Source organism: Streptomyces sp. Tu 2975 (assembly GCF_009832925.1).
GTDB lineage: Bacteria > Actinomycetota > Actinomycetes > Streptomycetales > Streptomycetaceae > Streptomyces.
The window spans coordinates 1506574-1527333 of the sequence record NZ_CP047140.1; the positions used below are offsets into that span (position 1 = coordinate 1506574).

The 20760-nt window shown below is 67.0% G+C and carries 17 protein-coding genes and 2 pseudogenes; 11 read left to right on the forward strand and 8 right to left on the reverse strand.

The window, feature by feature from the left end; all coding sequences use genetic code 11:
• Nucleotides 1-37: 37 nt before the first annotated feature.
• On the reverse strand, nucleotides 38-1915 hold the full coding sequence (locus tag GLX30_RS06565) for a DNA/RNA non-specific endonuclease (protein ID WP_159684691.1): 1878 nt from the start codon (nucleotides 1913-1915) through the stop codon (nucleotides 38-40).
• A 272-nt stretch (nucleotides 1916-2187) separates the two neighbouring features.
• Between GLX30_RS06565 and GLX30_RS06570 the strand changes: the two genes are divergently transcribed.
• On the forward strand, nucleotides 2188-3060 hold the full coding sequence (locus GLX30_RS06570; RefSeq protein WP_244258033.1) for a leishmanolysin: 873 nt from the start codon (nucleotides 2188-2190) through the stop codon (nucleotides 3058-3060).
• Between the two features lie 202 nt (nucleotides 3061-3262).
• Here GLX30_RS06570 and GLX30_RS06575 read toward each other — a convergent pair whose 3' ends face one another.
• Nucleotides 3263-4060 carry a VOC family protein gene (locus tag GLX30_RS06575; RefSeq protein WP_159684696.1) on the reverse strand — a complete coding sequence of 266 codons (798 nt, stop codon included), beginning with the start codon at nucleotides 4058-4060 and terminating at the stop codon, nucleotides 3263-3265.
• A 242-nt stretch (nucleotides 4061-4302) separates the two neighbouring features.
• Here GLX30_RS06575 and GLX30_RS06580 point away from each other — a divergent pair, with 242 nt between their 5' ends.
• Nucleotides 4303-5163 carry a hypothetical protein gene (locus tag GLX30_RS06580; protein ID WP_244258034.1) on the forward strand — a complete coding sequence of 287 codons (861 nt, stop codon included), beginning with the start codon at nucleotides 4303-4305 and terminating at the stop codon, nucleotides 5161-5163.
• Between the two features lie 90 nt (nucleotides 5164-5253).
• On the opposite strand, the gene GLX30_RS06585 is transcribed toward GLX30_RS06580, so the two are convergent.
• Together GLX30_RS06585 and GLX30_RS06590 are read right to left on the reverse strand one after the other, a co-directional pair.
• The gene (locus GLX30_RS06585) at nucleotides 5254-6750 is read right to left on the reverse strand and encodes an alpha/beta fold hydrolase (protein WP_159684699.1); all 1497 of its coding nucleotides are present in this window, start codon (nucleotides 6748-6750) and stop codon (nucleotides 5254-5256) included.
• A 91-nt stretch (nucleotides 6751-6841) separates the two neighbouring features.
• Nucleotides 6842-7345 (reverse strand): hypothetical protein, encoded by a 504-nt coding sequence (locus GLX30_RS06590; protein ID WP_159684701.1) that lies wholly within the window; start codon nucleotides 7343-7345, stop codon nucleotides 6842-6844.
• A gap of 608 nt (nucleotides 7346-7953) precedes the next feature.
• Here GLX30_RS06590 and GLX30_RS06595 point away from each other — a divergent pair.
• Nucleotides 7954-8562 (forward strand): annotated as a pseudogene (locus tag GLX30_RS06595) (N-acetylmuramoyl-L-alanine amidase); the annotation flags it as partial.
• Between the two features lie 62 nt (nucleotides 8563-8624).
• Here GLX30_RS06595 and GLX30_RS34615 read toward each other — a convergent pair.
• A complete protein-coding gene (locus GLX30_RS34615) occupies nucleotides 8625-9410 on the reverse strand; it encodes a peptidoglycan-binding domain-containing protein (protein ID WP_208545379.1) in 786 nt (261 codons plus the stop codon).
• Between the two features lie 572 nt (nucleotides 9411-9982).
• Between GLX30_RS34615 and GLX30_RS06605 the strand changes: the two genes are divergently transcribed.
• From GLX30_RS06605 to GLX30_RS06635, 7 genes are all read left to right on the forward strand, one after another.
• A complete protein-coding gene (locus GLX30_RS06605) occupies nucleotides 9983-10810 on the forward strand; it encodes a hypothetical protein (protein ID WP_244258035.1) in 828 nt (275 codons plus the stop codon).
• A gap of 397 nt (nucleotides 10811-11207) precedes the next feature.
• A complete protein-coding gene (locus tag GLX30_RS36060; RefSeq protein WP_347879692.1) occupies nucleotides 11208-11678 on the forward strand; it encodes a bacterial transcriptional activator domain-containing protein in 471 nt (156 codons plus the stop codon).
• Nucleotides 11679-11776: 98 nt separating this feature from the next.
• Complete coding sequence (locus tag GLX30_RS06615; RefSeq protein WP_244258036.1) at nucleotides 11777-12517, forward strand: SH3 domain-containing protein; 741 nt, start codon at nucleotides 11777-11779, stop codon at nucleotides 12515-12517.
• A gap of 100 nt (nucleotides 12518-12617) precedes the next feature.
• A complete protein-coding gene (locus GLX30_RS35070; protein ID WP_244258037.1) occupies nucleotides 12618-13337 on the forward strand; it encodes a hypothetical protein in 720 nt (239 codons plus the stop codon).
• Nucleotides 13338-13347: 10 nt separating this feature from the next.
• Complete coding sequence (locus GLX30_RS06625; RefSeq protein WP_159684709.1) at nucleotides 13348-14046, forward strand: peptidoglycan DD-metalloendopeptidase family protein; 699 nt, start codon at nucleotides 13348-13350, stop codon at nucleotides 14044-14046.
• An 81-nt stretch (nucleotides 14047-14127) separates the two neighbouring features.
• Nucleotides 14128-15588 (forward strand): hypothetical protein, encoded by a 1461-nt coding sequence (locus GLX30_RS06630; protein WP_159684711.1) that lies wholly within the window; start codon nucleotides 14128-14130, stop codon nucleotides 15586-15588.
• Between the two features lie 1447 nt (nucleotides 15589-17035).
• Nucleotides 17036-17347: a hypothetical protein gene (locus GLX30_RS06635; RefSeq protein WP_159684714.1), complete on the forward strand. Its 312-nt coding sequence runs from the start codon at nucleotides 17036-17038 to the stop codon at nucleotides 17345-17347.
• Between the two features lie 11 nt (nucleotides 17348-17358).
• Here the strand turns inward: GLX30_RS06635 and GLX30_RS06640 are convergent.
• Nucleotides 17359-17847: pseudogene (locus GLX30_RS06640) on the reverse strand (IS701 family transposase); the annotation flags it as partial.
• A 167-nt stretch (nucleotides 17848-18014) separates the two neighbouring features.
• Between GLX30_RS06640 and GLX30_RS06645 the strand changes: the two are divergent.
• Nucleotides 18015-18419, forward strand: coding sequence for a type II toxin-antitoxin system PemK/MazF family toxin (locus GLX30_RS06645; protein WP_159684717.1), 405 nt, complete (start codon nucleotides 18015-18017; stop codon nucleotides 18417-18419).
• A gap of 560 nt (nucleotides 18420-18979) precedes the next feature.
• Here the strand turns inward: GLX30_RS06645 and GLX30_RS06650 are convergent.
• Both GLX30_RS06650 and GLX30_RS06655 read right to left on the reverse strand, forming a co-directional pair.
• Nucleotides 18980-19561 carry a hypothetical protein gene (locus GLX30_RS06650; protein ID WP_159684719.1) on the reverse strand — a complete coding sequence of 194 codons (582 nt, stop codon included), beginning with the start codon at nucleotides 19559-19561 and terminating at the stop codon, nucleotides 18980-18982.
• On the reverse strand, nucleotides 19558-20724 hold the full coding sequence (locus GLX30_RS06655) for an ROK family glucokinase (protein WP_159684722.1): 1167 nt from the start codon (nucleotides 20722-20724) through the stop codon (nucleotides 19558-19560). Before GLX30_RS06655 ends, GLX30_RS06650 begins: the two co-directional genes overlap by 4 nt.
• Nucleotides 20725-20760 lie beyond the last annotated feature (36 nt).

Below are 20760 nucleotides of genomic sequence, written 5' to 3' on the forward strand. Positions count from 1 at the left end.
GACCGTCAGCACCCCGGCATGATCCGAACGAGAGGCCCTAGCTCCAGTCGATGTCGGACCGACGCTCCAGCGGGGCCCGGTCCTCCACGGACTCCGGGACCACCAGTGTGTCCGCCGCGGTCATCGCGTTGGGGAAGCGCAGGTGGGTCCGTGTGCGGATCTCGGACAGCTTGACCTGGAACACCCGGAACTCGTCGAGTTCGAGGGCTTCGGGCACCTCCAGGTTTTGCGTCAGCAGGAACGCCTTGCACTTGAGCTTGCCGCCCTCGGAGAAGACGAGCACCTTCCAGAACTCGCGCGGGAGCTTGACCCCCCGGAAGACACGGTCGTCCTCGTGGAAGATCGGGCCGCCGAACACACTGACCTTGAGCTCGTCGACACGGACGTCTTCGAAGACCGCGTCCTCGAGGTGGCCCCAGATGCCGTTCCGCCCGCTCTGATTGAAGTCGTCCATCTGCGGAGTGATGTTGGTGTAGAAGAACGAGTCCTTGTTCGCCTTCTTCGCCTCGGGCAGCGAGCCCCACACCACGTCGGCGCGGCGCGCGATGTGGCCGCGGTCGAGCCGGTTGTTGCGGCCCTTGTACAGCTCGTTGCTGACCTGGGCGGCGGCCGGAAGGCGCGGGTCCTTGACGAAGTCGATGCCCTTCCGGTCGAGCTTCTTGAGGGTGCCGCCGTCGATGTTCCAGGCCACCCAGACGGCGAAGCGCCGCGACGTGCTGAGGGCCAGCGAGAAGTGCGTGTAAGGGATCACCTCGGACCCGTCGATCCGGACGGCGTCCTCCTTGATCGACGGATTGAGCTGCGGGGTTCCGATCGGTACCGCGAGGAAGCCCGGGTCGTACCCGGTCAGGGCCTCCAGCGATTCGGGGTCCGGTGGTGCGAGGGTGATCTTCAGTTCGTCGAAGACCGCCTGCGGGAGACAGGCCAGAGCCCGGTCCTCGGGATCCTCGTCCCCCTCACCACCGAAGTGCAGACCGGCCATGACGTCCGTGGGCCTGCCGGAGCGGGTCGTGAACATCCAGACCGATCCGGAGTCGCCGGGCAGGCTGATCTCGTCGCCGTCCGCCGGATGCTTGGGGTCGGGGCCTATCTCGAAGCATTCGATCTCGCGTACTCCGACCGACCCGCCGTAGTTGATGCCGACGAGTGCGAAGGGCCTGGTCACCAGGCCGTGCGTGACCCCGGTGGTGCGGCCGCTCTTGACGACCTTGTCGTCGATCTGCGGTTCGCCCAGCTTCGTCGGCGTGACATCGAGGTCGAGGATGTCTCCGGCGAAATCCCGATCGGTGACCGTCGACACGGCGCAGTCGCCGACCCTGCCGAGGTGGGCACGCTTGAGCCTGCCGAGACGGTTCATCGCGATGCGGCTGTCGTCGGCCTTGCCGGGCTGCACGACCACGTCGCCGAGCTCGCCCTTACGGCCGTTCAACACGTGCCAATTGCTCAGCAGGCAGGGTGAGCCGTCGTTCCTGTCGAAGGCGACGCACCCGAAGGTGCCGGCGCTCACCTTGACGTTGCCGACGCTCACCCCGGGACGGACCGGATTGACGCGCTTCTGCCGCTGCGGCGTCTCGCCCTCGGCCACCACGAGGAAGTGCGGCTTGTACGAGCGCTGGACGACATCGGTGGGCACCGTGACGCCGTCACCTATGTCGATGGCCGTGGGGATCTCGGCTGTCTTCAGTTCGTCCAGCTCTTCCGGCCGGGCCTTTGTGTCGACCGTGAACTGAAGGGCAAGTTCCTTGCCCCGTTTCCCGTTCTTCTCCTTGTATCCGATACCGATCGAGGAAACATTCGGGTCGCTGAGGAAGCCCGGTCCCCGGGTACGGATGAACTGCTTGAGGCCGCTGATCAGCTTGTCCTGGCCGCTCGGGGAGGGGCCGGGACCGGCGGACGCACGATTCTTGGCAGCCATGGAAGGCTCCCTTCACGCATGGAGTTCAGGCGTGAGAAGCCGTACCGAAATCATGCGGATCCAGCGGTGGTTGAACCCGAAGCGACCGGCCTGGGCTTCCCGCTCTGTCGTGCATGTCCAGGATACGACCGGGCCCCGGACATGTAATGCCATGCGCAGTGCGGAAAACAGAGGAATATTCAACGACATTGGTTGCATCGCCTACAACTCTGCATCAGTTTAGTGTTGTTCAGGGGGCACAAAGCCGGCCGCGAGTGATGGGAGCAGTAGCCATGGGCAGGCACATCAATGACCCCTTCGAAACGTACAGGGCAGTCGCCGACAGCGGCCGCGCCGTAGAACTCGCCGCGACCACGTCTCCGTTCCAGATCGAGGTGCGGTTCCTCGGAGGACTCACGGGCAGCCAGAAGAGCGTTTTCGCCGAGGCCGCGGACCGCTGGGCGCGCGTCATCGTGGGAGACCTGGAGACCGCCGTCATCAACGATCTCACCGGTAGGGTCGTGATCGACGATCTGTTGATCGACGCCGAAGGCGTGCCGATCGACGGTGTCAACAACGTTCCCAACGTCCTCGGACAGGCCGGCCCGACGCGGTTCCGGAGGGAGGACGCGGCCAGTGGAGCGGGACTTCCCGTGAAGGGGCGCATGATGTTCGACAGCGCCGACCTGGCCCAGATGGAAGATGAGGGCTCGCTCCTCGACGTCATCACGCACGAGATGGGGCACGTCCTGGGAATCGGGACCGTCTGGGACGACTTCGGCTTCCTGAAGGACTTCCCCGGCCACGACCCGACCTTCGTCGGACCGGGCGCCATGAAGGAGTTCGGCACGCTCACCGGAGAAGGGCCCGCCCCGGTGCCGGTCGCCAATGTCGGCGGCCCCGGGAGCGCGGGCGGCCACTGGCGTGAGAGCGTCTTCGACGACGAGCTGATGTCGCCGAACATCGACGGCAACAGCAACCCCTTGAGCCGGCTGACGGTGGCGAGCCTGGGCGACCTCGGATACACGGTCGACCTCGACGCGGCACAGGACTACGAGCTGCCGAATCTTCTCGAGATCGCACGCTCCGGCCGCGTTCCGGCAGCGATGGCGGAGCATGTGGTGCTCCCGACGATCCCGACCCGCATCCCGGCCGAGAGGCCCTGACGGACGGCCCGATCGGCATCCGCGCACTGCTGACCAGCTCGCCGGCAGCGAGCTGGTCACCATGCCGATCGCACCAATCCCCCTGAGCGCGTTGACACCTCGAGCGACGGACGACTCGACAGCCACCCGGCGACCGCCGGGACCCATTCGGACCATGGAGGTCCCGTCGGCGCGGAGGGCCGCCGGGCCGGCCTTCCGGCGTTCAGCTCTCGGTCGGGGTGAGCACGACGAAGTCCGCGTTCGACGGGTCGAGGCAGACCGCAAGTCGACCGACGCCCTCCGCGTCCTCCGGCCCCATCTGCACGCTGCCGCCCTTCTCGTCGACCTGGGCGACCGCGGCATCGCAGTCGGCGACGGCGAAGACCGGGTGCCAGTACGGCTGCCCGTTCGCCAGAGCGAGGTCCTCCTTACCGAGCTCCATGAGGCCACCGTGCATGCGATCCTCGGAAAGCCCGGCAGGAGTGATGAGGGAGTACGTGCCCCCGCCGCCGGGCAGGTCCATGTCACTGAACTGCCAGCCGAAGACCCGGCCGTAGAACTCCTTCGCAGCAGCGACGTCGCTCGTGTACAGCTCGGTCCAGGAGAGCGAGCCCGGCTGGTCCACAAGCTCGACGCCCTTGTTCCGACCGGGCTGCCAGACGGCGAACTGGCCCCCCAGCGGGTCGGTGAACTGCGCCATCCGGCCCCACTCGTCGAGGTCCCTCGGTGGCACCCGCACCGTGCCGCCCGCGCTCTCCACGGCCTGGGTCGTGGCATCCGCGTCGGCGACGCAGTAGTAGATCATCCAAGCCGGACGTGCGCCCTTCTCGGTAAGCTTGCCGAGCCCGGCGACGATTTTGCCGTTCTTCCGGAACATCCCGCCTTCCATGTCCTCCCCCTCCCCCATGGACTCGTAGTCCCACCCCAGTACCGCGCCGTAGAAGGCGGCGGCGGCCGGGACGTCGGTGGCTCCCAGGTCCAGCCAACAGGGAGAGCCGGGGACGAAGTCAGTGGTGATCACGACGATTTCCCTTTCGCAGATCAGGTTGCACCTCAGACTGACAGCCGGCACCGGCACTCGCCCGTCGGCCCGGCCGTCACATCCCTCGACCAGATCCGTGAATACAGCCCTCCCCCTGTCCGGCCCGGACGCTGTCGGCACACGACTGCAGCGCAACTGCAGCGGGACCAAGATGGTTTCGCGCGCCCCGATTGCCTAGTCTCCTGGTGACCTCTTGGCACGGCGACGCAAAGGACACGGGGATGAGCGGAAGCGGCGGCGCCGGGGCGCCGTGGAACCCGTACGGCGGCGGGCGACCGCCGGGGCCGGGCGGTCCACCCCTACCGCCGCCGGGCCCGTGGCCGCCTGCCCCGGCGCGCCGGCTGACCTTCGGGCGACTCTTCAACCCGATCGCCGTGGGGCGCGCGGTGTTCACGCCGTCCCGGCCGGACCGGGTGCACGATCCGATGGTGAAGAGGGTCCAGGTCGTCCGGACGATCGTCGGCCTGGTCGCCATCACGTGGATGCTGCTGTCCTACGGGCTGGCCTCCGACGCCGACGCCGTGGTGGACGACCGCTTCGCCCAGATCCGTACCACCCTCATCGTGCTGGGGGTGACCTTCCCCGTCGCCGTCGCCGTCTTCATCGCGGCGGCCCGCCCGCCCAACCGGCGTGTGTTCCTGCGCCGCGTGGGCAAGCCCGCCGGGGCTCTGCTCGCACTGGTCGTCACAATCGCCGTGCCGAGGCTGATCACGGGGCTCGGCTACGTGACCGAGGAGACGAACTGGACGGCTTCCGCAGGGCGTGTGGTGCTTCTGTTCGCCCTCGGTGCCTTCGCGTTGTGGCTCGCCCCCTTCGGTCTCTACGGCATCGCGCAGTCGCTCGTGCACGTCTTCCGGACCGCGGACCTCCACGAGACGGTTCCGCCGCTGCTCGCGACGCTGCTCGTGTGGGAGGTCGCCCTCTTCGACCTGTTCCGGGGCGCCTACGACAGCGTGCCGTTCTGGGTGCGGATGGCCTTCACCCTGGGAGCCCCCCTGTCCGTCACCCTCGTGGCGTTGTGGGAGCTGCGGCGACTGCGCACGCGGCACGGCATCACCCTGCGCGGAGCGCTGCTTCGCTGAGCCGTCGCGACGAAGGAGTCCTTCGGGCCGCTTGCTTGTCTCCGCCGTTCCGGTGTCCGCCGTTCCTGTGTCCGCGTCCCGGCCGCGCCGTCAGGTCCATCGGGTGACCGTCAGCCGGATCCGAGCCTGCTCGCCGAGGATCGGTTGCGCGGAGGCGGGCAGTGGGATGTTCGCCACCCACGTCCCCGCGCGCGCGTCCTCGTCCTGCAGTGAAGTGCCGCTGGGCTCATGGCTCCGGATGGTGCCCGGGATGAGGGAGTTCCATGCCGCCCATGTGCCCTCACCGATGTCGACCACGAGCGTGTCGTCGAAGTCGGCGGTCTGCTCGAGGTGGTCGCCGAAGCTCAGGAACCCGCTCTGTTCCCGCAGCGACAGGATGCGCAGTTGCAGCGCGTAGCGCATGGTCGTGTCGCTGCCGTGCGGGCGGAGGCCGCTGCACAGGAAGGCGGTGGTCAGCGGCACGTCCGCCGGGTCGCCCGACGACGGCAGTTGCACAGGGCACCAGTGCTCGGCCGTCTGCTCGTGCATGACGATCGGCAGACCTCGTACGGAGAACCGGACCTCGGCCTGCCAGGTGGTCCCCTCGGTCGACGGAGGTCGGCAGTCGGCGAGCGTGGCCTCGACCTTGCGGTCACCGAAGAGGAACCGCCGTAGGTTCTGGTAGCCCTCCTCCGAGTTCACAAGGCCGTAGCGGCCGCTGTGGCTGCGGTGCACGAACGCCCTGTGCGCGCCGGGCACATAGGCGTTCTCGATCTGCACCAACCCGTCGCTGTGCGCGCCGACGGCGGCGGAGGAGAGGCCGAAGGCGACGTCGTAGTCCTTCGGGTTGGTGCCGACCAGGCAGAAGATCCGCGAGCGAGGAAACACCTTCGGGTGCGCACTGTCGCGTTCCGGCATGTTCCGTGCGCGCCAGTCCGGTGGGCGTCCCTGCGGATCGTGGTCCGCCGTCGGGGTCAGGTACTCGTACATGCGCTCCGGCCCGAACACCTCGGCACCGTTGAGGCCTGTCGCGTCCCGCACCCTCTCGAAAAGGCCGAACCCGGCGTCGAAGGTGATGCCTCCGTGCGGCGACCCGTACGTGAAGACCTTGTCCACGCAGTCGGCCGGGTCACGGCCGGCGTCGGGGAGCACCTTCTGCAGGAGGCAGCGGCAGATGAGCCCGCCCATGGAGTGGGCGACCAGGTGGACGTGCGTCGCACCGGACTTCTCGCGCAGCTTGTCGATCAAAATCAGAAGGTCCGCGGCGGCATCCTCGATCCGGAATTTCTTCGGCTCGGCGCCCCATGTGGTGGCGGAGACGTCGTAGAAACGCAGGATCCAGATCGAATTGGAGGGGATGCTTTCATGGCTGTCCAGATAGGCATCCTGTCCGCCCTCGACCAGAATCTTGTAGTTCTCGTCGAGGATGAGCCGTAGCAACGGGCTTTCGAACTGGTGGAAGCTCGGTACGTTTCGCGCTCCGACCCGGACATGGGTGGAGCCCTCGTTGAAGCCGTAGAACGGGTCCTTGACGGTTTTGTCTATCCCTTCGGTGTCACCGGCGAATCCCCGGACGTACACGATCGGGAGCCTGGTCTCGTCGGGCATGGGAACCTCGCTGTCCCTGGGTGGCACCTGCTGCCCGGATGCCACCCGTCTCGCTCCTCGCCGCCGATCAGTCGATCAGTCGATCAGTCGATCAGTCGATGAGAGTGCTGCGGTGCGCCACCGCGCCCTGTGCGGGCGACCAGCTGATGTGGCCGTGCTGGAAGCGGCTCGAGCGGCTGTCGCCCGTACCGATCTCGTCGGTCGCCGGGTAGCCGAGGAAGCTGGTCTCCCAGCCCATGCTCTCCCAGAGGTCGCGAATGGCTCCGTGCACCTCGTGCGCGCCCGTCGACGGGGTCCAGTAGATCGAGCCGCCCTGGAAGTGGTTGAACCGGCCTTTTCCGTCGGGGCACCCCAACTCGTCCGTCACCGGATACCCGAGAAACCCGCCGGATCCCCGGACCTGGGCGTACTTGATCCGGATGTCCCCGTGCACTTCGTGCGCGCCGCTCTCCGGTGACCAGTAGATCGACCCGTGGACGAAGTCACGCGAGGTGCCCCGCCCGTCGGGGTTCGATCCCTCACCGCTTCCCGCGCCGGCGTCGAACGGGGCGCCGATCCACTGGATCTGCCCCCACTTCTCGTCTATGGCAGTCACTTCCGCCTCCAACTCGTTCCGCCGTGCGAACTCCGGATCCGCGGCGCGATGGGTCAGGCGAACAGAAGCCGGTCCTGTTGTCCGGTTCCACGCGCACACGCGGAATCTCGTGGGAAACCGCAGTACGGATCGTGGACGACACGGTTGATCCGTGAACCGTCATCACCGATCCCTGCGTGCGCACGGCAAGGCGCTGCGCCTGCCGTTCTCGTCCCTTCCAGGGCTGCCCGGGGACGGCGATACCGCCTTCAGTTTAAGCGCGATCAACGGGGCCGACTACCGGAGTTGTGCGGATGGAGTGCCCCGACCATCGGTTCGCGTTCAACGAACCGGGCCTGAATGGCTGCGCATTCAACGACCGGACCGAATGGAGAGCGAAAGGAGGGGTGGTCCGTCCGCTCGGCACCGGTCTACAGTGGAATACGAGTTGGTCCGCACGACTTCGGACGTCTGACGACACCACGAAGTTCGTCACTTTACCGAAGGTGACCGGTCGCGCCGTTCGGAATTCCACGGCCCCGGCCATCGGTCGGCCGCCCTACACGTCGGGACTTCACGGCTCCTCGGACTCGATACAGGAGCCGATTCGAGTTCCCGCGAGGAGAATCATGGCCATTCCACTGACACCGGACCGGTTGCTTGCCGCGTTGCGCGCCGAAGGGCTCACCGTCGTCGAACACCGGTCATGGCGAACACACAACCGCAACCACAAGGGCGCCTGGGGCCCTCTGCACGGGGTGATGATCCACCACACGGTCACTTCAGGCACCAAGAGCAGCGTGGAGCTCTGCTACAACGGGCACTCCGCACTGCCAGGCCCGTTGTGCCATGGAGTCATCGCGAAGGACGGCACGATCCACATGGTCGGCAACGGCCGTGCCAACCACGCGGGGAAGGGTGATCCTGACGTCCTGCGGGCGGTGATCGACGAGGTCTCGCTGCCTCCGGACAACCAGGCCCAGGCCGACGGGAACGCTCACTTCTACGGCTTCGAGTGCGTGAACCTCGGCGACGGCCGGGACCCCTGGCCGCAGGTCCAGGTGGAGGCGATCGAGAAGGCGGCCGCCGCCATCTGCCGGGCGCACGGCTGGAGCGAGCGCAGCGTGATAGGTCATCTGGAATGGCAGCCGGGCAAGGTCGATCCCCGAGGGATCGAGATGGCGGCAGTACGCCGTCGGATCGCCGACCGCCTGGGCGTCGCGGCAGCCGGCACCAAGTGAAGAACTCGGGGGCCGTACCCGGACTTCCGGCCGACCCCCGCGGCCGCGGACTTCGCCGGTCACACCCCCAGCACGGTGAAGCCCGACCCGGAGAGCCGGGAGCTCAGCGCGGCGAGGGTCGCCGGATCGGTGGACGATCCGTTCTGGGCGAGGCCGGTGTCACCCTGGAACGTGTGGACCGCCCCCTGAGTGCGGGGCCCGTCCGCGCCGTCCTGGGGCCCCGGGTCGTATCCGAGGGCGAGCAAAGCGCCCTGCACGCCGAACACGTCCGACAGATCGAGCGCCAGTCGATCGGCAGGAAGGCCCCGATCGTCGACGGTCCGGGCCAGCAGGAAGTGCGCCCGGTCGAGTTTGTTCCGGATCTTGATGGTCCCTTCGTCCGGGGTGAAATGGCATTCGTCGGCCGCGCCGTTCCAGTCCCGCAGGGCCACGTGGCCCTGGAGCTTGGGGAACCTGAACGCCGGTCCCAGCGCCCAGCACATGCTCATGGTCGCGAGCTGTGCGTTGGCCGGCCACGAGGTGAATTCGGCGAACTCGGGGCGCTGCGTGAGGAACGACTCCATCTGATCCAGCTTGGCGAACACATGGCGGTCGATCTCGTCGTCCCCCACATGCAACGAGGTGAACGGAGGCTCGAAAGCTCTGTGTCCCTGCGGGGCGAGATCGAGATGCGCCTTCACCTTGTCCCAATCCGCGGCGACGAGGTCCACCGAGGCCGGGGCACCGCTGCTGTCCAGCCATCGCAATTCGGTGGCCAGAGCCAGAGAAGCGGACCGCTCTGCCTGAGTCGGGGGAGAGTTGGCCGCGGCGGTCTGATCGATCTTGTTGCCGATCCCGGTGCTCACCCATCCCTTCTGGTCGAGGTACATGAAGTCGACTCGGCCTTCGAGGGGATTGTTGAATGCAATCCAATGGTCGCGAACGATCTGATGCATGGCGCCTGCCTCTCGGACCGCGGAGTTCCGGGAAATCGGTTCTCAGCGTCTGTCCGTCCCGGGCTACCTGCAACTCGGTCCCTGATTCCGACTCATGCCCGGTCCACCGGCGCCGCATCGCACGGTCGGCTGCCTGAGTTGCTCGTCAAACCCCGCAGGAGTTCACTGAAGTTGAGTTATCTGCCGAGGAGGGCGGGCCCATGATGGGTGGCAGAGGTGATACAGAGCCCGACGTTACGGTCAAGGGATCCTCCTGGTATCAGCGCGCAAATGCTCACGTGGCACATCTCCAAGGTCAGCTGAACAAGTTCGAAGAACGACGAAAGGCCGGGGGTCAGGTATCTCCCGTGGATGCCAGGACCGTGGCCACAGCGAATGCCCATCTTGCCGCGGCTCGGAATACGTTGCGGGACTGTTCCTGGTGGCAACGCATTTTGGGCGCATCGGCGGACAGGGCTCTGGCGAATGTGCACGAAGCAGAAGTGGCTCTGCTCAGGATAGCCCCGGAAGCCGAGCTTCACGAGAAAGGCCTGTATGCCCTCTCGCACGCCAGGCTGCACCTCACACATGACGACGTACTCCTGCAGCAGCTCAGCGACGCGCTGCACAGTCCTCGGCGAAAAGTACTCGGCTTCAGCCGGCAGCAGAAAACGCTGGGCCCGGACGACAGGGAACTGGCGGCCCTCACGCTGCACGCCGCCTACCAGGCGGAAGAAGCAGAGAGAGCACGAGTCCGGAGCTTTACTCAGATAGTCGTCATGGCCGCAGGAGCTCTCTGGCTGATAGCCGTTTCCCTGGGCATATGGGGGGCCCTCGCCCCGGATGTCGCCGAGCGAGTGTGCTTCACGAACATGGAGGGGACGCAGGGCGAGCAAAGCATGACCAGGGTCTGCCCTTTGGGAGAGACACCGAAGGCGGCAAACATCTTCTTTCTCGAGTTCATCGGACTGTTTGCGGCAGCCGTAGCGGGGGCCGTGTCGCTGAAGGGAGTCAGAGGCACGTCCGGGCCCTACCATGTGGCAACAGGACTGATAATCCTCCGGCTCCCCGTCGGAGCGCTGACGGCAGTGGCGGGGATACTCCTGATGAGTGGCGAGTTCCTTCCCGGCCTGACCAATCTCGATACGGCGACACAGGTGTGTGCGTGGGCCTTCGCCTTCGGAGTCCTGCAAGAGTCCGTCACTCGCGCCGTCGACCGGCAGGGCCAGCACCTGATCGACAACGTCAAGGCGCCGGGCAGTAACCTCGGGGACGCCGAAAGGGAAAAGGAAGAGAAACGCGTACGAGCCAAAGGACCGGAGAGCAGATAGGCGCAGTCGGAAACCGTTCGGGCGCGGGTAGGGCTTCGCCACTTGCACCGCTCGGTCGGCAGCCGGAAACTGAAAACGACAGGCTCCCTGGGGAACAGGGTGGCGGTCGCACAAGGAACTGTTGAGCGAGGCGATCAAACTGGCATCCCCTCCCCCTCGATTGTGGCTGCTCGGCCAGTTCCGACTGGAATTCGGTGCCGAGCCCGTGGAAGTGTGCCGGAACGCCCAGCGACTGCTCGCATTCGTAGGACTGCGGGGAAGGGTCTCGCGCACGGTACTCGCCGGCATTTTGTGGCCGGAGGTCACCGAAGAGCATGCGCGGGGCAGTCTGCGTACGGCTCTGTGGAAAATGCCGCGCAATGACGGGCCCCTAATCCGGTGCTGCGGGGACTGGCTCGTGGCCACGGAGGCCATGCAGGTGGACGTCCACACCTTCACCGAGACGGCACTCGGCGTCGTACAGGGCTACGGTTCCCCACTTCCCGCGCACCTGCCGTTGGGGCTGCTCGGAGGAGAGGATCTCCTGCCCGGCTGGGACGAGGACTGGGTGCTGTTGGAACGTGAACGCCTACGCCAACTGCGATTGCACGCGCTCGACGCCCTGGCCGAGACACTCGTCAGGCAAGGAAAGCCGGCCCTGGCGCTGGAAGCGGCGTGGGCGAGTGTGCGCACGGAACCGCTGCGGGAAAGCGGTCATCGGGTCGTCGTGTCGGTGCACCTCGCGGAGGGCAACCTCAGCGAAGCGGTCCACCACTACCAGGCGTTCCGCCGGCTGTTGAACGAGGAACTGGGAGTGGAACCGTCCCCTCAGTTCACCCGGATGCTGCCTGTGCACCGGCCGGGCCGCGCCCTTCGTGACCGGCCGTGAGCCGTGGTCTCCCGAGCGGACGACGGCGGTTGACGCTGGGCTGACGGCACGTCCGTAGCGTTGGATGCGAAGGCGCACCCGGCATCGATCGTCCTACCGTGCCCGGTGGACGACCGGGCGCCGGGCCGAACATCGACGAGGAGGCCGCCATGTCGTGGCGCGTCGCGAACAGCCTGGAAACCCTTCGGCGGCAGCTCGACGCCCGCTTCCCCGGACGCAGCATCGCCTCCGACGGCGGCATAGGAGACGAGGCCCACTGGGTGCGCGGCAACGCCAGTGACCACAACCCCTGGTACGGACCCGGCATCGTCACCGCCCGCGACTTCACCCATGATCCCGCGCACGGTCTCGACATCCAGCAGGTGGCCGACCAACTGCTCGGCTCCCGAGACCCGAGGATCAAGTACGTCATCGCCAACAGCCGGATCGCCACCAATCGGAGCTGGCAGTGGGAGCCGTACGACGGTGCCAACCCGCACGACAAGCACTTCCATCTCTCGGTGGTCGCGGATCCGCGCTGCGACGAAGCGCAGGACTGGAGCGCACCCCTCCTGGGAGAGGCTCCGGTCGACGGGGGCGGCGACGGCGTGGAAGGCAACTTCGTCACCTGGGGCACCGGAGTCAACGTGCGGGCGGAGCCCCGGCTCGGGGCCCCCGTCGTCGCGGTGCTGTCCGGGCCGACGCGCGTGCTGGTGCAGTGCCAGACACAGGGCGACACGGTCAACGCCTCTGGCCACACCAACAACGCCTGGTCCTTCGTGCCGGCGCTCGGCGGCTACCTCTCGAACATTTTCATCGACCACCCGGACGCCTGGCTTCCGGACATCGGTGAGTGCTGAGCCGGCGGCGGATCGTGTCCCGACACCCTGTCCCACGGCCGCACGCCCGCACCGGCTCACCGTACGACCCCCCGGAACCGAAGAAAGGAGGGGAGCAGTCATGGTCGCTCTGTCCAGCGTTCGCTTCGGTCTGAAGAACGAGGACGTGCGGATCGTACAGAAGGCGCTGATCGCCCGGGGTCGCAAGATCCCCGACGGAGCCACCGGGCTCTTCGGCGAACAGACCAAGGCCGCCTACGGTGCCGAACAGATCGCCCAGGGCTTCAAGGGCGCGGACGCCGACGGCGTACCCGGCTGCACGTCCCTCACCACCCTCGGCCGTCACGCCGGCTTCACCGTCGACTGCCAAGGTGCCCGACCCGCCGCCCGCAACGGCGGGATCGGTCTCAGCCAGGTGACCTACCACGACCCTGACGACGACGACGGGGAGGCTGCCATGCGGCGCTACGCCAAGGAGGCGTGTGAACTGACGGGCATGGATCCGCGGTTCGGCGTACCGGCGCTGACCACCATCACCCGGCGCGAGTCCATCCACAACCACCCGAGGTTCCGGGTGAACCTGGTGGACGTCAACGCGCGGGGCCGACTCGCGCCGGACGGCCACCCGCAGAACTGCTCCCGCGGCGCCACGCAGTGCATCCCGGCGACATTCGCCACCTACCACCAGGCGGGCACGGCCACCACACCCTACGACGTGGTCGCGGACATGTGCGCGACGATCAACTACGTGCGCGACCGCTATCACGTGAACCGGTCGGGCTCGAACTTCGCCGCCCTTGTACAGCAGGCGGACCCGAACCGGCCTGCCCGCGGATACTAAGGAGACCGCCATGGTCGCACTCTCCAACGTCCGGTTCGGCAAGAAGAACGCGGACGTCCGCACGGTACAGAAGGCCCTGATCGCCCGGGGCCGCAAGATCCCTGACGGAGCCACCGGGCTCTTCGGCGAACAGACCAAGGCCGCATACCGTGCCGAGCAGATCGCCCAGGGCTTCAAGGGAGCGGACGCCGACGGCGTTCCCGGCTGCAAGTCCCTCACCACACTGGGCCGTCACGCCCGCTTCACCGTCGACTGCAAAGGGGCCCGACCCGCCGCCGGCCGCGCAGGCGCCCCCGGCAAGGGACGCGTGTCGTCCCCCGTGCCCGGCCACAGGGTCACCTTCGAATTCTTCTCACCCGGCCCGTACGCATGGAAGCCGGCGCCGGACCGCATCGGCCGGCACACCGGCCAGGACTTCGCCGCCCGGTCGGGCACCCCGGTGGTCGCCGTGCGCACCGGCACCATCGCCTGGTCCAACGGCGAGGGGGGCGCGTACGGCCAGTGGATCGGACTGCGAGGGGACAACGGTCACGTCTACACCTACTGCCACCTCTCACAGCGGCAGGTGAAGCCCGGCCAGAAGGTCGCTGTGGGCCAGCAGATCGGGAAGGTGGGAAACACAGGGAATTCCACCGGACCGCACCTGCACTTCGAAATGTCGAAGGGCCGTGAATGGGCCTACGGCCAAGTCGCCAAGCCCCGCTACTGAGGCCGGGCCGCGGCCCCTCCGGCTGCGCTGGACGGTCCAACCTGGTTTGCACGCACCCGGGGCGAATCTGATCGTGGCCCCATGAACAAACCCAAGGTGGTGGTGCAGCCACCGGACGACCGCGGCCTGCGCGAGGTCACCATGGGTGGCAAGACGGTAGGCAGCGCCTGGTCACTGCGGGGGTTACGAAAGGTTCTCCGTCGTCTCGGTCATCCGGAGGACGTGGATGTCGAAGACAAGTCATTCATAGTCTGGCTCGGCGGTGACAGCGGGACGTGGCCGGCCCCCGTCGGGCGGAGACGCGCGACCATCGCGCTCATGATGGCCGGTCTGCTGGGCTCCATGGTCCTGCTCATCATCGTGGGGATGCCTGACGCCATCGGGGCCCTGACTTTCGCGGGGCGTGTCACCGGCTTCCTCTTCGCCTTCGCGGGAGCGGTGCAGGGCGTGGCGGCACTGGCGGTGCTCGATTACTGGGGAAGACGAAAGCTCAGACTTTCCGGAGCGCTGATCCTGCTCGGCGCGTTCATCGCACTGGTCACCAACGGCCTGCTGCTGTTCATGTGGCTCGAGGAGAGAGAATACACACCCTATGTGCTGACGTACCTTCCGCTCACCGGCTGGTCCCTCTGGGCACTCCAGCTGCTCCTCAGGGAAAGGGCATGGGAAGGAATTCCTTACCCCAAACAATTTGCGGCCGGGGTGACAGCCACGACGCTTCTGGCCACCTTCAACCTGGCGTATTCCGCACTCTATCAACCAACATCCGCCCCGGTTATGTTCGACCTCGAAGTGAAATTCGGGACACCGCAAGCGGATACGAAGCGGCCGGTCATCCTTCTCCCCGTGACCTTCCGGGCACGTAATTCCGGTAAAGTGCCGGCTTACATCACGAGCGATGGTTACGGGATCTACGGATCTTCCACGAAGCACGCGAGTGACGGGAGCGGTCTCCTCGAGTGGAGAAAGTTGGTGGATGCCAAAACGGACGAATCAAGAGTAGGACGCTACGAAAAGCATCCCACCCGGGAGACGATCAGCGCCGCACGGTTCTACGGACCGGGCAACTGGCTCGAGCCCGGCGAGCAGTACGTGAAAGAACGAGTGGTTCAACTGCCCAGGTCCGCCACGTACGACGTGATCGAGGCCGACCTGACCTTGACCATCATGCGGAAGGATCGCGGAAGAATCGACGATGAATTCAGCGTCCCGCATTACTCCTGGCGTCCGGAGGACAAGCAGTTCTACTGCCCTCCCTATGAATGCGATGAGCACATCATCAACCGCGCCAGAGTCCTGCACAACAACAACATGATCAATGTGACTCGCAGGCCTCGATACGTGGTCTCCTACTACGGGTGGACCGGATCGAGCGCCGAGATCCGGTCATATGTCCTGTCGCACAAGCCCAGGGAGGCCCTTCAGCTCAAGAGGGATGCAGCGGAAGAGGATGAGCGAGAAAGAGAAAGATATGGCGTCGCTCTGACCAGAGCCACGGCCGCAGTCCCCTTCGCGCAGGTCTTGAAAACAAGCACTATCTAACCTCCCCTCTACGGGAAGCGCGACCGGACCGGACGCCGCCGGACCGCTTGATCGCGACACGTTTCACCACTCACACACTTGCCGCTTCAAACACTCCGCGTTGCAGGATGTACTGTTCGGGTAAAGAGTGGAAATTGGATCGCTTATGCATTGCTGAACTCCAGACCTCCTGGGGGAGCCGTTCTTGCTCCCAAGGGGCCGGTCCGCAACGGACAAGCCGATACCACCGAGAAGCGCATCTGGAACGCATCATGGCCATAGTCGCCCGGCGCAACCTCTACCGCATGGTCGGAGCATCCGCCTTGGCCGCCTCGCTCGCGCTCCCGGCCGGAATGGCGAGTGCCGCATCAGCGCCTCACCTCGGCGGCGCAAGCGCGGCGGCACCAGCTCAGACGACGCCTCCTCCCCCGACACCGGACGACCCGCCCCCGACGCCGGATACGCCTCCCCCCGGCACTCCCACAGGGCCACCGTCGGATCCGGAAGACCCTCCCCCACCGGGCGACACGCCCCCTCCGGACGAGAACGCCACACCCGGCGACACAGCCACACCGGGAGACACCGCCACGCCAGGAGAAACGCCAGGGCCTGACGGGACGCCAGAAGGCGGAGAGTCGGACCGACTGGTCTCCGGACAGCTGGCTCAGCAGAACAAGGAGATTGAAACGGCAACGGCGAGCCTGAAGGAGGCAGGGGAGAACGCCCCTGCGGAACTCGCGCCGGCCGTGGAGCAACTGACTGCCACACTCAAAGCGATTCAGGACCCGAGGACGCCACCACAGGAGCGCGAAGAGGTCACCGACATCGCACAGCAGGTGACCTCCACGCTGGCAGTGATCACCAACCCTGAGACACCCCCTGAGCTGCGGGAGCAGCTGACCGCGATCGTGCGGCAGGTGGCCTCCGCGCTGGAGGGCAGTCATGACCCGGGGGTGCCGCCCGAACTGCGGGCAGGCACCATCTCGACGGTGGAACAGGCAACTTCGGCCCTGGACATGATCGGTGACCCCGAGACGCCCCCCGAGCTCCGCAGGGAGCTGGTCCTGATCATTGACCCGCTGACCGCCGCACTGGCTCAGAAAGGCGCAGGTGGGTCCGGCCGATCAGCGGGTTCCGCCCCGGTATGGAATCAGCTGACAGGGCCTAAGGCGCAGGTGGCCGGAGCGGCAGAAGTGGCCAGCGCTCCGAAGACCCCTCCGGCTCAACGGCTCGCGCTGGCGAAGGCCACAGCTCAGGCCGCCTCGTCGCTGCCGAAACTGAGTGATCCCGGGGGATCGCAGGAGGACGGGGCCAAAGCTCAGGAGGTCTTCCGTGAGCAGACCGCCGAGATGAAGAAGCGGAAAGAAGCGGCCGTTTCCGCTCAAGCCATGCCGGACGTACCGCTCGGCGAGGCTGCCGAAGTGTGCACCAATGCCATCTTCTCCATCGCCTCCGATCGCGCTCTCGGATGGGCTTTGAAAAGCATCCTCCCCCGAAATGGGAAATCGCAGGAGTTCAGGACTTCTGGAAGGCACAAGAAAAGGGGGACGACTCCCTCGATGTCCTCGCGCAACTGCGGAACGGAGATCACGCCGATGAACCGTTCAAGGTGGGCAAGCTCACCACTCGTCTTGCCGAACTCGTTCCGGCACGCGATCTGTTCTGGGCCATCGGCAATCCCGCACTCCATTGCCTGCAGGCCGCTTGGCACCTCGAACAGGCAGGGATCGCGGCGGGGACCTGGGTCGAGAAGGCCCACGAGGAGAAGGGGGACGGCTAGTACTCCAGCCGTAGTTCCGGCTTGGTGGCGAAGGCGGTGTCCTGGTCGAGTCCGGCATCCCGGCAGCGGTCAGGGTCGGAGGTCCATGAACGCGGCACGTACAGTTCCCGGTCCACTGCCGCATCCCCGCGCCGGCCGGCGTAGACCAGGTAGACGGCGGCCTGGGCATTTTCGATCCTGCCCGCGGTGCCGGTGTACTGGCGCTGGACGCCGACCGTGCCGGTGCCCTTCTTCACGTCCCCGGTCTCGTCGACCACCAGTACCGCCTGGTCGTCGTGCAGGTGGTCCACCACGTAGTCACACACATCGTCGCGGACCCGGTCGGCGTCCCACTTGGCCCGCCCCAGCAGGTGCTGCATGCCGTCCGGGGTCCTCTCCCCGGCCCATTCGGCGATGGTCCAGCAGTTCTTGCGCGGCAGGCCCGACAGCAGTCCGAGCACCAACTTCCGGACCTGGAACTGGGGTTCGACCCGTGTGAACCGTCCCGCTATCCGGCTCATCAAGCCCTCGAACGCCTCCTGCCAGCGGGCAGGGTCTACGCTGTGACCTGCGACCACCGCGTGAACGTTTGTCTTCACACACCGATGATCAACGGGTGGCCGCACCCGTCTCCACAGCGCGTCGGGGTCGCGCAGCGTCCGCCCGCAGTCCTGTGTCAGGAGGACATGTGCAACGTGGCGAAGTCTGGTGGGTGGAGTTCGACGAGCGGCGGCCGGTCGTGCTGCTGTCGGGAGACGACGCGTCCGGGATCCGGGTGATGCAGGTCGTCGCTCGGGCGGGTGTCGACATCACCGGTCTCGGCGTCGAAGTGGCAGTAGGCGCCGTGGAAGGACTGCCCTTTGAAGGCGTGCTTCGGTTCGCGTTCCCGCGTCCGGGCTTTACCCCTTGCACGTGGCTGACCACCGTGTCCCGGGACGACCTGATCGAGCGGGCGGGCGCCCTGTCCTCCGCGAAACTCAGCGAGATTGACAACGCCCTCCGTCTCGGTGAGCAGGCGAAGGAGTGGACCCCGGCGACGACCGCGAAGCTCAGCGAGATAAGGAGCGCCCTCCGTCTCGGTGGACTCGGGTAGACGGAGAAGGAAACGGACGCCCGCGACGGCGTGGTCGGTCTCATCCAGATGATCGACGCTGCCAGCTGCCTCTCGGCGCCCCTCACGATCGAAATCACCTCGCCGCCGTCGTGCCCTGCATCTAGGCGCACGACTGTGAGTGACGATTCTGAGCCGGCCTCGACCGGCGGGCTGCCCGCGTACGGGTGCAGACCGTGGTGCCCGACTTCTGGATCCCACTCGTCCCGGAGCCGGTCCGGACCTCGGTGATCCGGTTCCGGCTGACAGACTTGACCGGTCCCGGCCTCGACTCCCGCCCGGAGGGTCTGTTGATCACGCCAGGACTGATGGGGCACGAGGAGGAGGTACCGCGCGACGGGGTGACCGTGACACGCCGCCCGGTGCGTGCCCGCTGGTTCGACGGCTCCTGGCACAGCTGGGTGCGCAGGGAAGAGGCCCCCGGTACCGGGGAGAGCTCCAGCGGGCTTGCGTTCAACACCGTCCGGCCCACCGAACCGTGGCCTGCATCAGGAGCCACAGGCACGCACCGGGAACCGACTGTCGGACGGCGGTGCGGGCTCCTACGGGTTGGCCGTGGAGACCACGTACACCCACGGGCGGTCCGGTTCGGTCAGGTCGACCGTGATGTCCTTGCTCGGCCGTGGGTCCTTCTGGTTGTGGACGGTCCCGGCCCAGGCACGGCCCTTCAGCTTGAAGTTCCAGCCCACCACGGCGGAGTCCCGGTCGCCGATGGTGACCTTGCCGTTCTCGAGGGCCGCGCGGCTCGTCCCCGCGCCCTTCAGGAAGGTGTCGAGGCCCTTCGGGGAGGTGCGGAACTGGACGTACAGCCGGCTGGTCTTCCAGTTGCTGGTCTCGAAGTAGGAGACCCGCGTGGCGCCTTTGGGGACCGGCACCTCGAAGATGCGGCGCTTCATGATGGAGGGCCAGAAGTCACGCAGGCCCTGGGCGGCGGACTCCGCCTCCTTGTCACGGCCGCTGGCGCGGCTCTGCCCGGCGGAGATCACGAGATAACCGGCCGGGATGCCGATCAGCAGCACGATGACGATCGCGGTGATCCAGCGGCGCACGATCATGTGGCGCCGGCCCTCGGGGGTCGGCGGAGTCGGCTGCGGCGTGGGCTGGCGGGTGGTCAGCGTTGTCATGACGGCGGTTCCTGGGTGGGGCGTACAGAACTCGGGTTGCGCAGGGCCTGTGCGTAGCGCTCGTAGCGCTCGTGGCGTTCCACACGGCGCCGGTTGGCCCGTCGGAAGCGTCGGGCCACCAGCCGCGCGAGGTCGGCCGCGCCGACCATACCCGCTTCGGGGCCCAGCTGGGCCTTGGCGATCCGGGCCTCCGGGCGGTAGCCGCGGCCCGTCAGGTGACGGCGGAACGCGTCCCTGGCGGGACCGATCAGCAGGTCGTCGGCGGCGCTGACGCCGCCGCCGATGACGAAGCACGACGGGTCGAGGGCGGCGGCGAGGTTGGCGATGCCGACACCGAGCCACTGCCCGATGTCCTGGAACAGCTCGACACACATCGCGTCGCCCTCGCGGGCCAGCTCGGTGATGAGCGGCCCGGTGATGTCGCCGACGTTGCCGCCGACCCGGTCGATGATGCTGTAGGCGACCGGTGAGTCGGCGGCGGCGAGCTCGCGGGCCTCACGGACCAGTGCGTTGCCGGAGCTGTACTGCTCCCAGCAGCCGCGGTTGCCGCACGGGCAGCGGTGGCCGCCGGGCACGACCTGCATATGGCCGAACTCGCCGGCGACGCCGAACTTGCCGCGCTTGACCTGGCCGTCCTCGAGGATCGCGCCGCCGATGCCGGTACCGAGCGTGATCATGACGATGTGGTCCTCGCCACGTCCGGCGCCGAAGCGCCACTCCGCCCAGGCGGCGGTGTTGGCGTCGTTGTCGACCAGTACGGGCACGGCGAGACGGGCGGAGAGGGCGTCGCGCAGGGGCTCGTTCCGCCAGGCGAGGTGGGGCGCGAAGAGCACCTTGGACCGGTCCGCGTCGACCCAGCCGGCCGCGCCGATGCCCACGGCGTGCACATCGTGCCGGTCGGAGAGGTCGAGCACCAACTCGCAGATGGTGTCCTCGACGACCTTGGGGCTCTTGGACTTGTCGGGGGTCTCGGTGCGGATCTTCTCGAGGATGATCCCGTCGGCGTCGACGACGCCCGCCATCACCTTGGTGCCGCCGATGTCGATGCCGACCGTGGGTACGCGGGGCGCCGTGAGGTGCGAGCGCCGCTCGCGCGTGCCGACCGTCTTCAGGACGGTGGCGCGTGCGGTGCCTCGGTTCGTGAAGTCGCGGTACGTACTCAAGTCGTCCCTGCGGGTCGTGGTGGCCGGTCCGGGTCC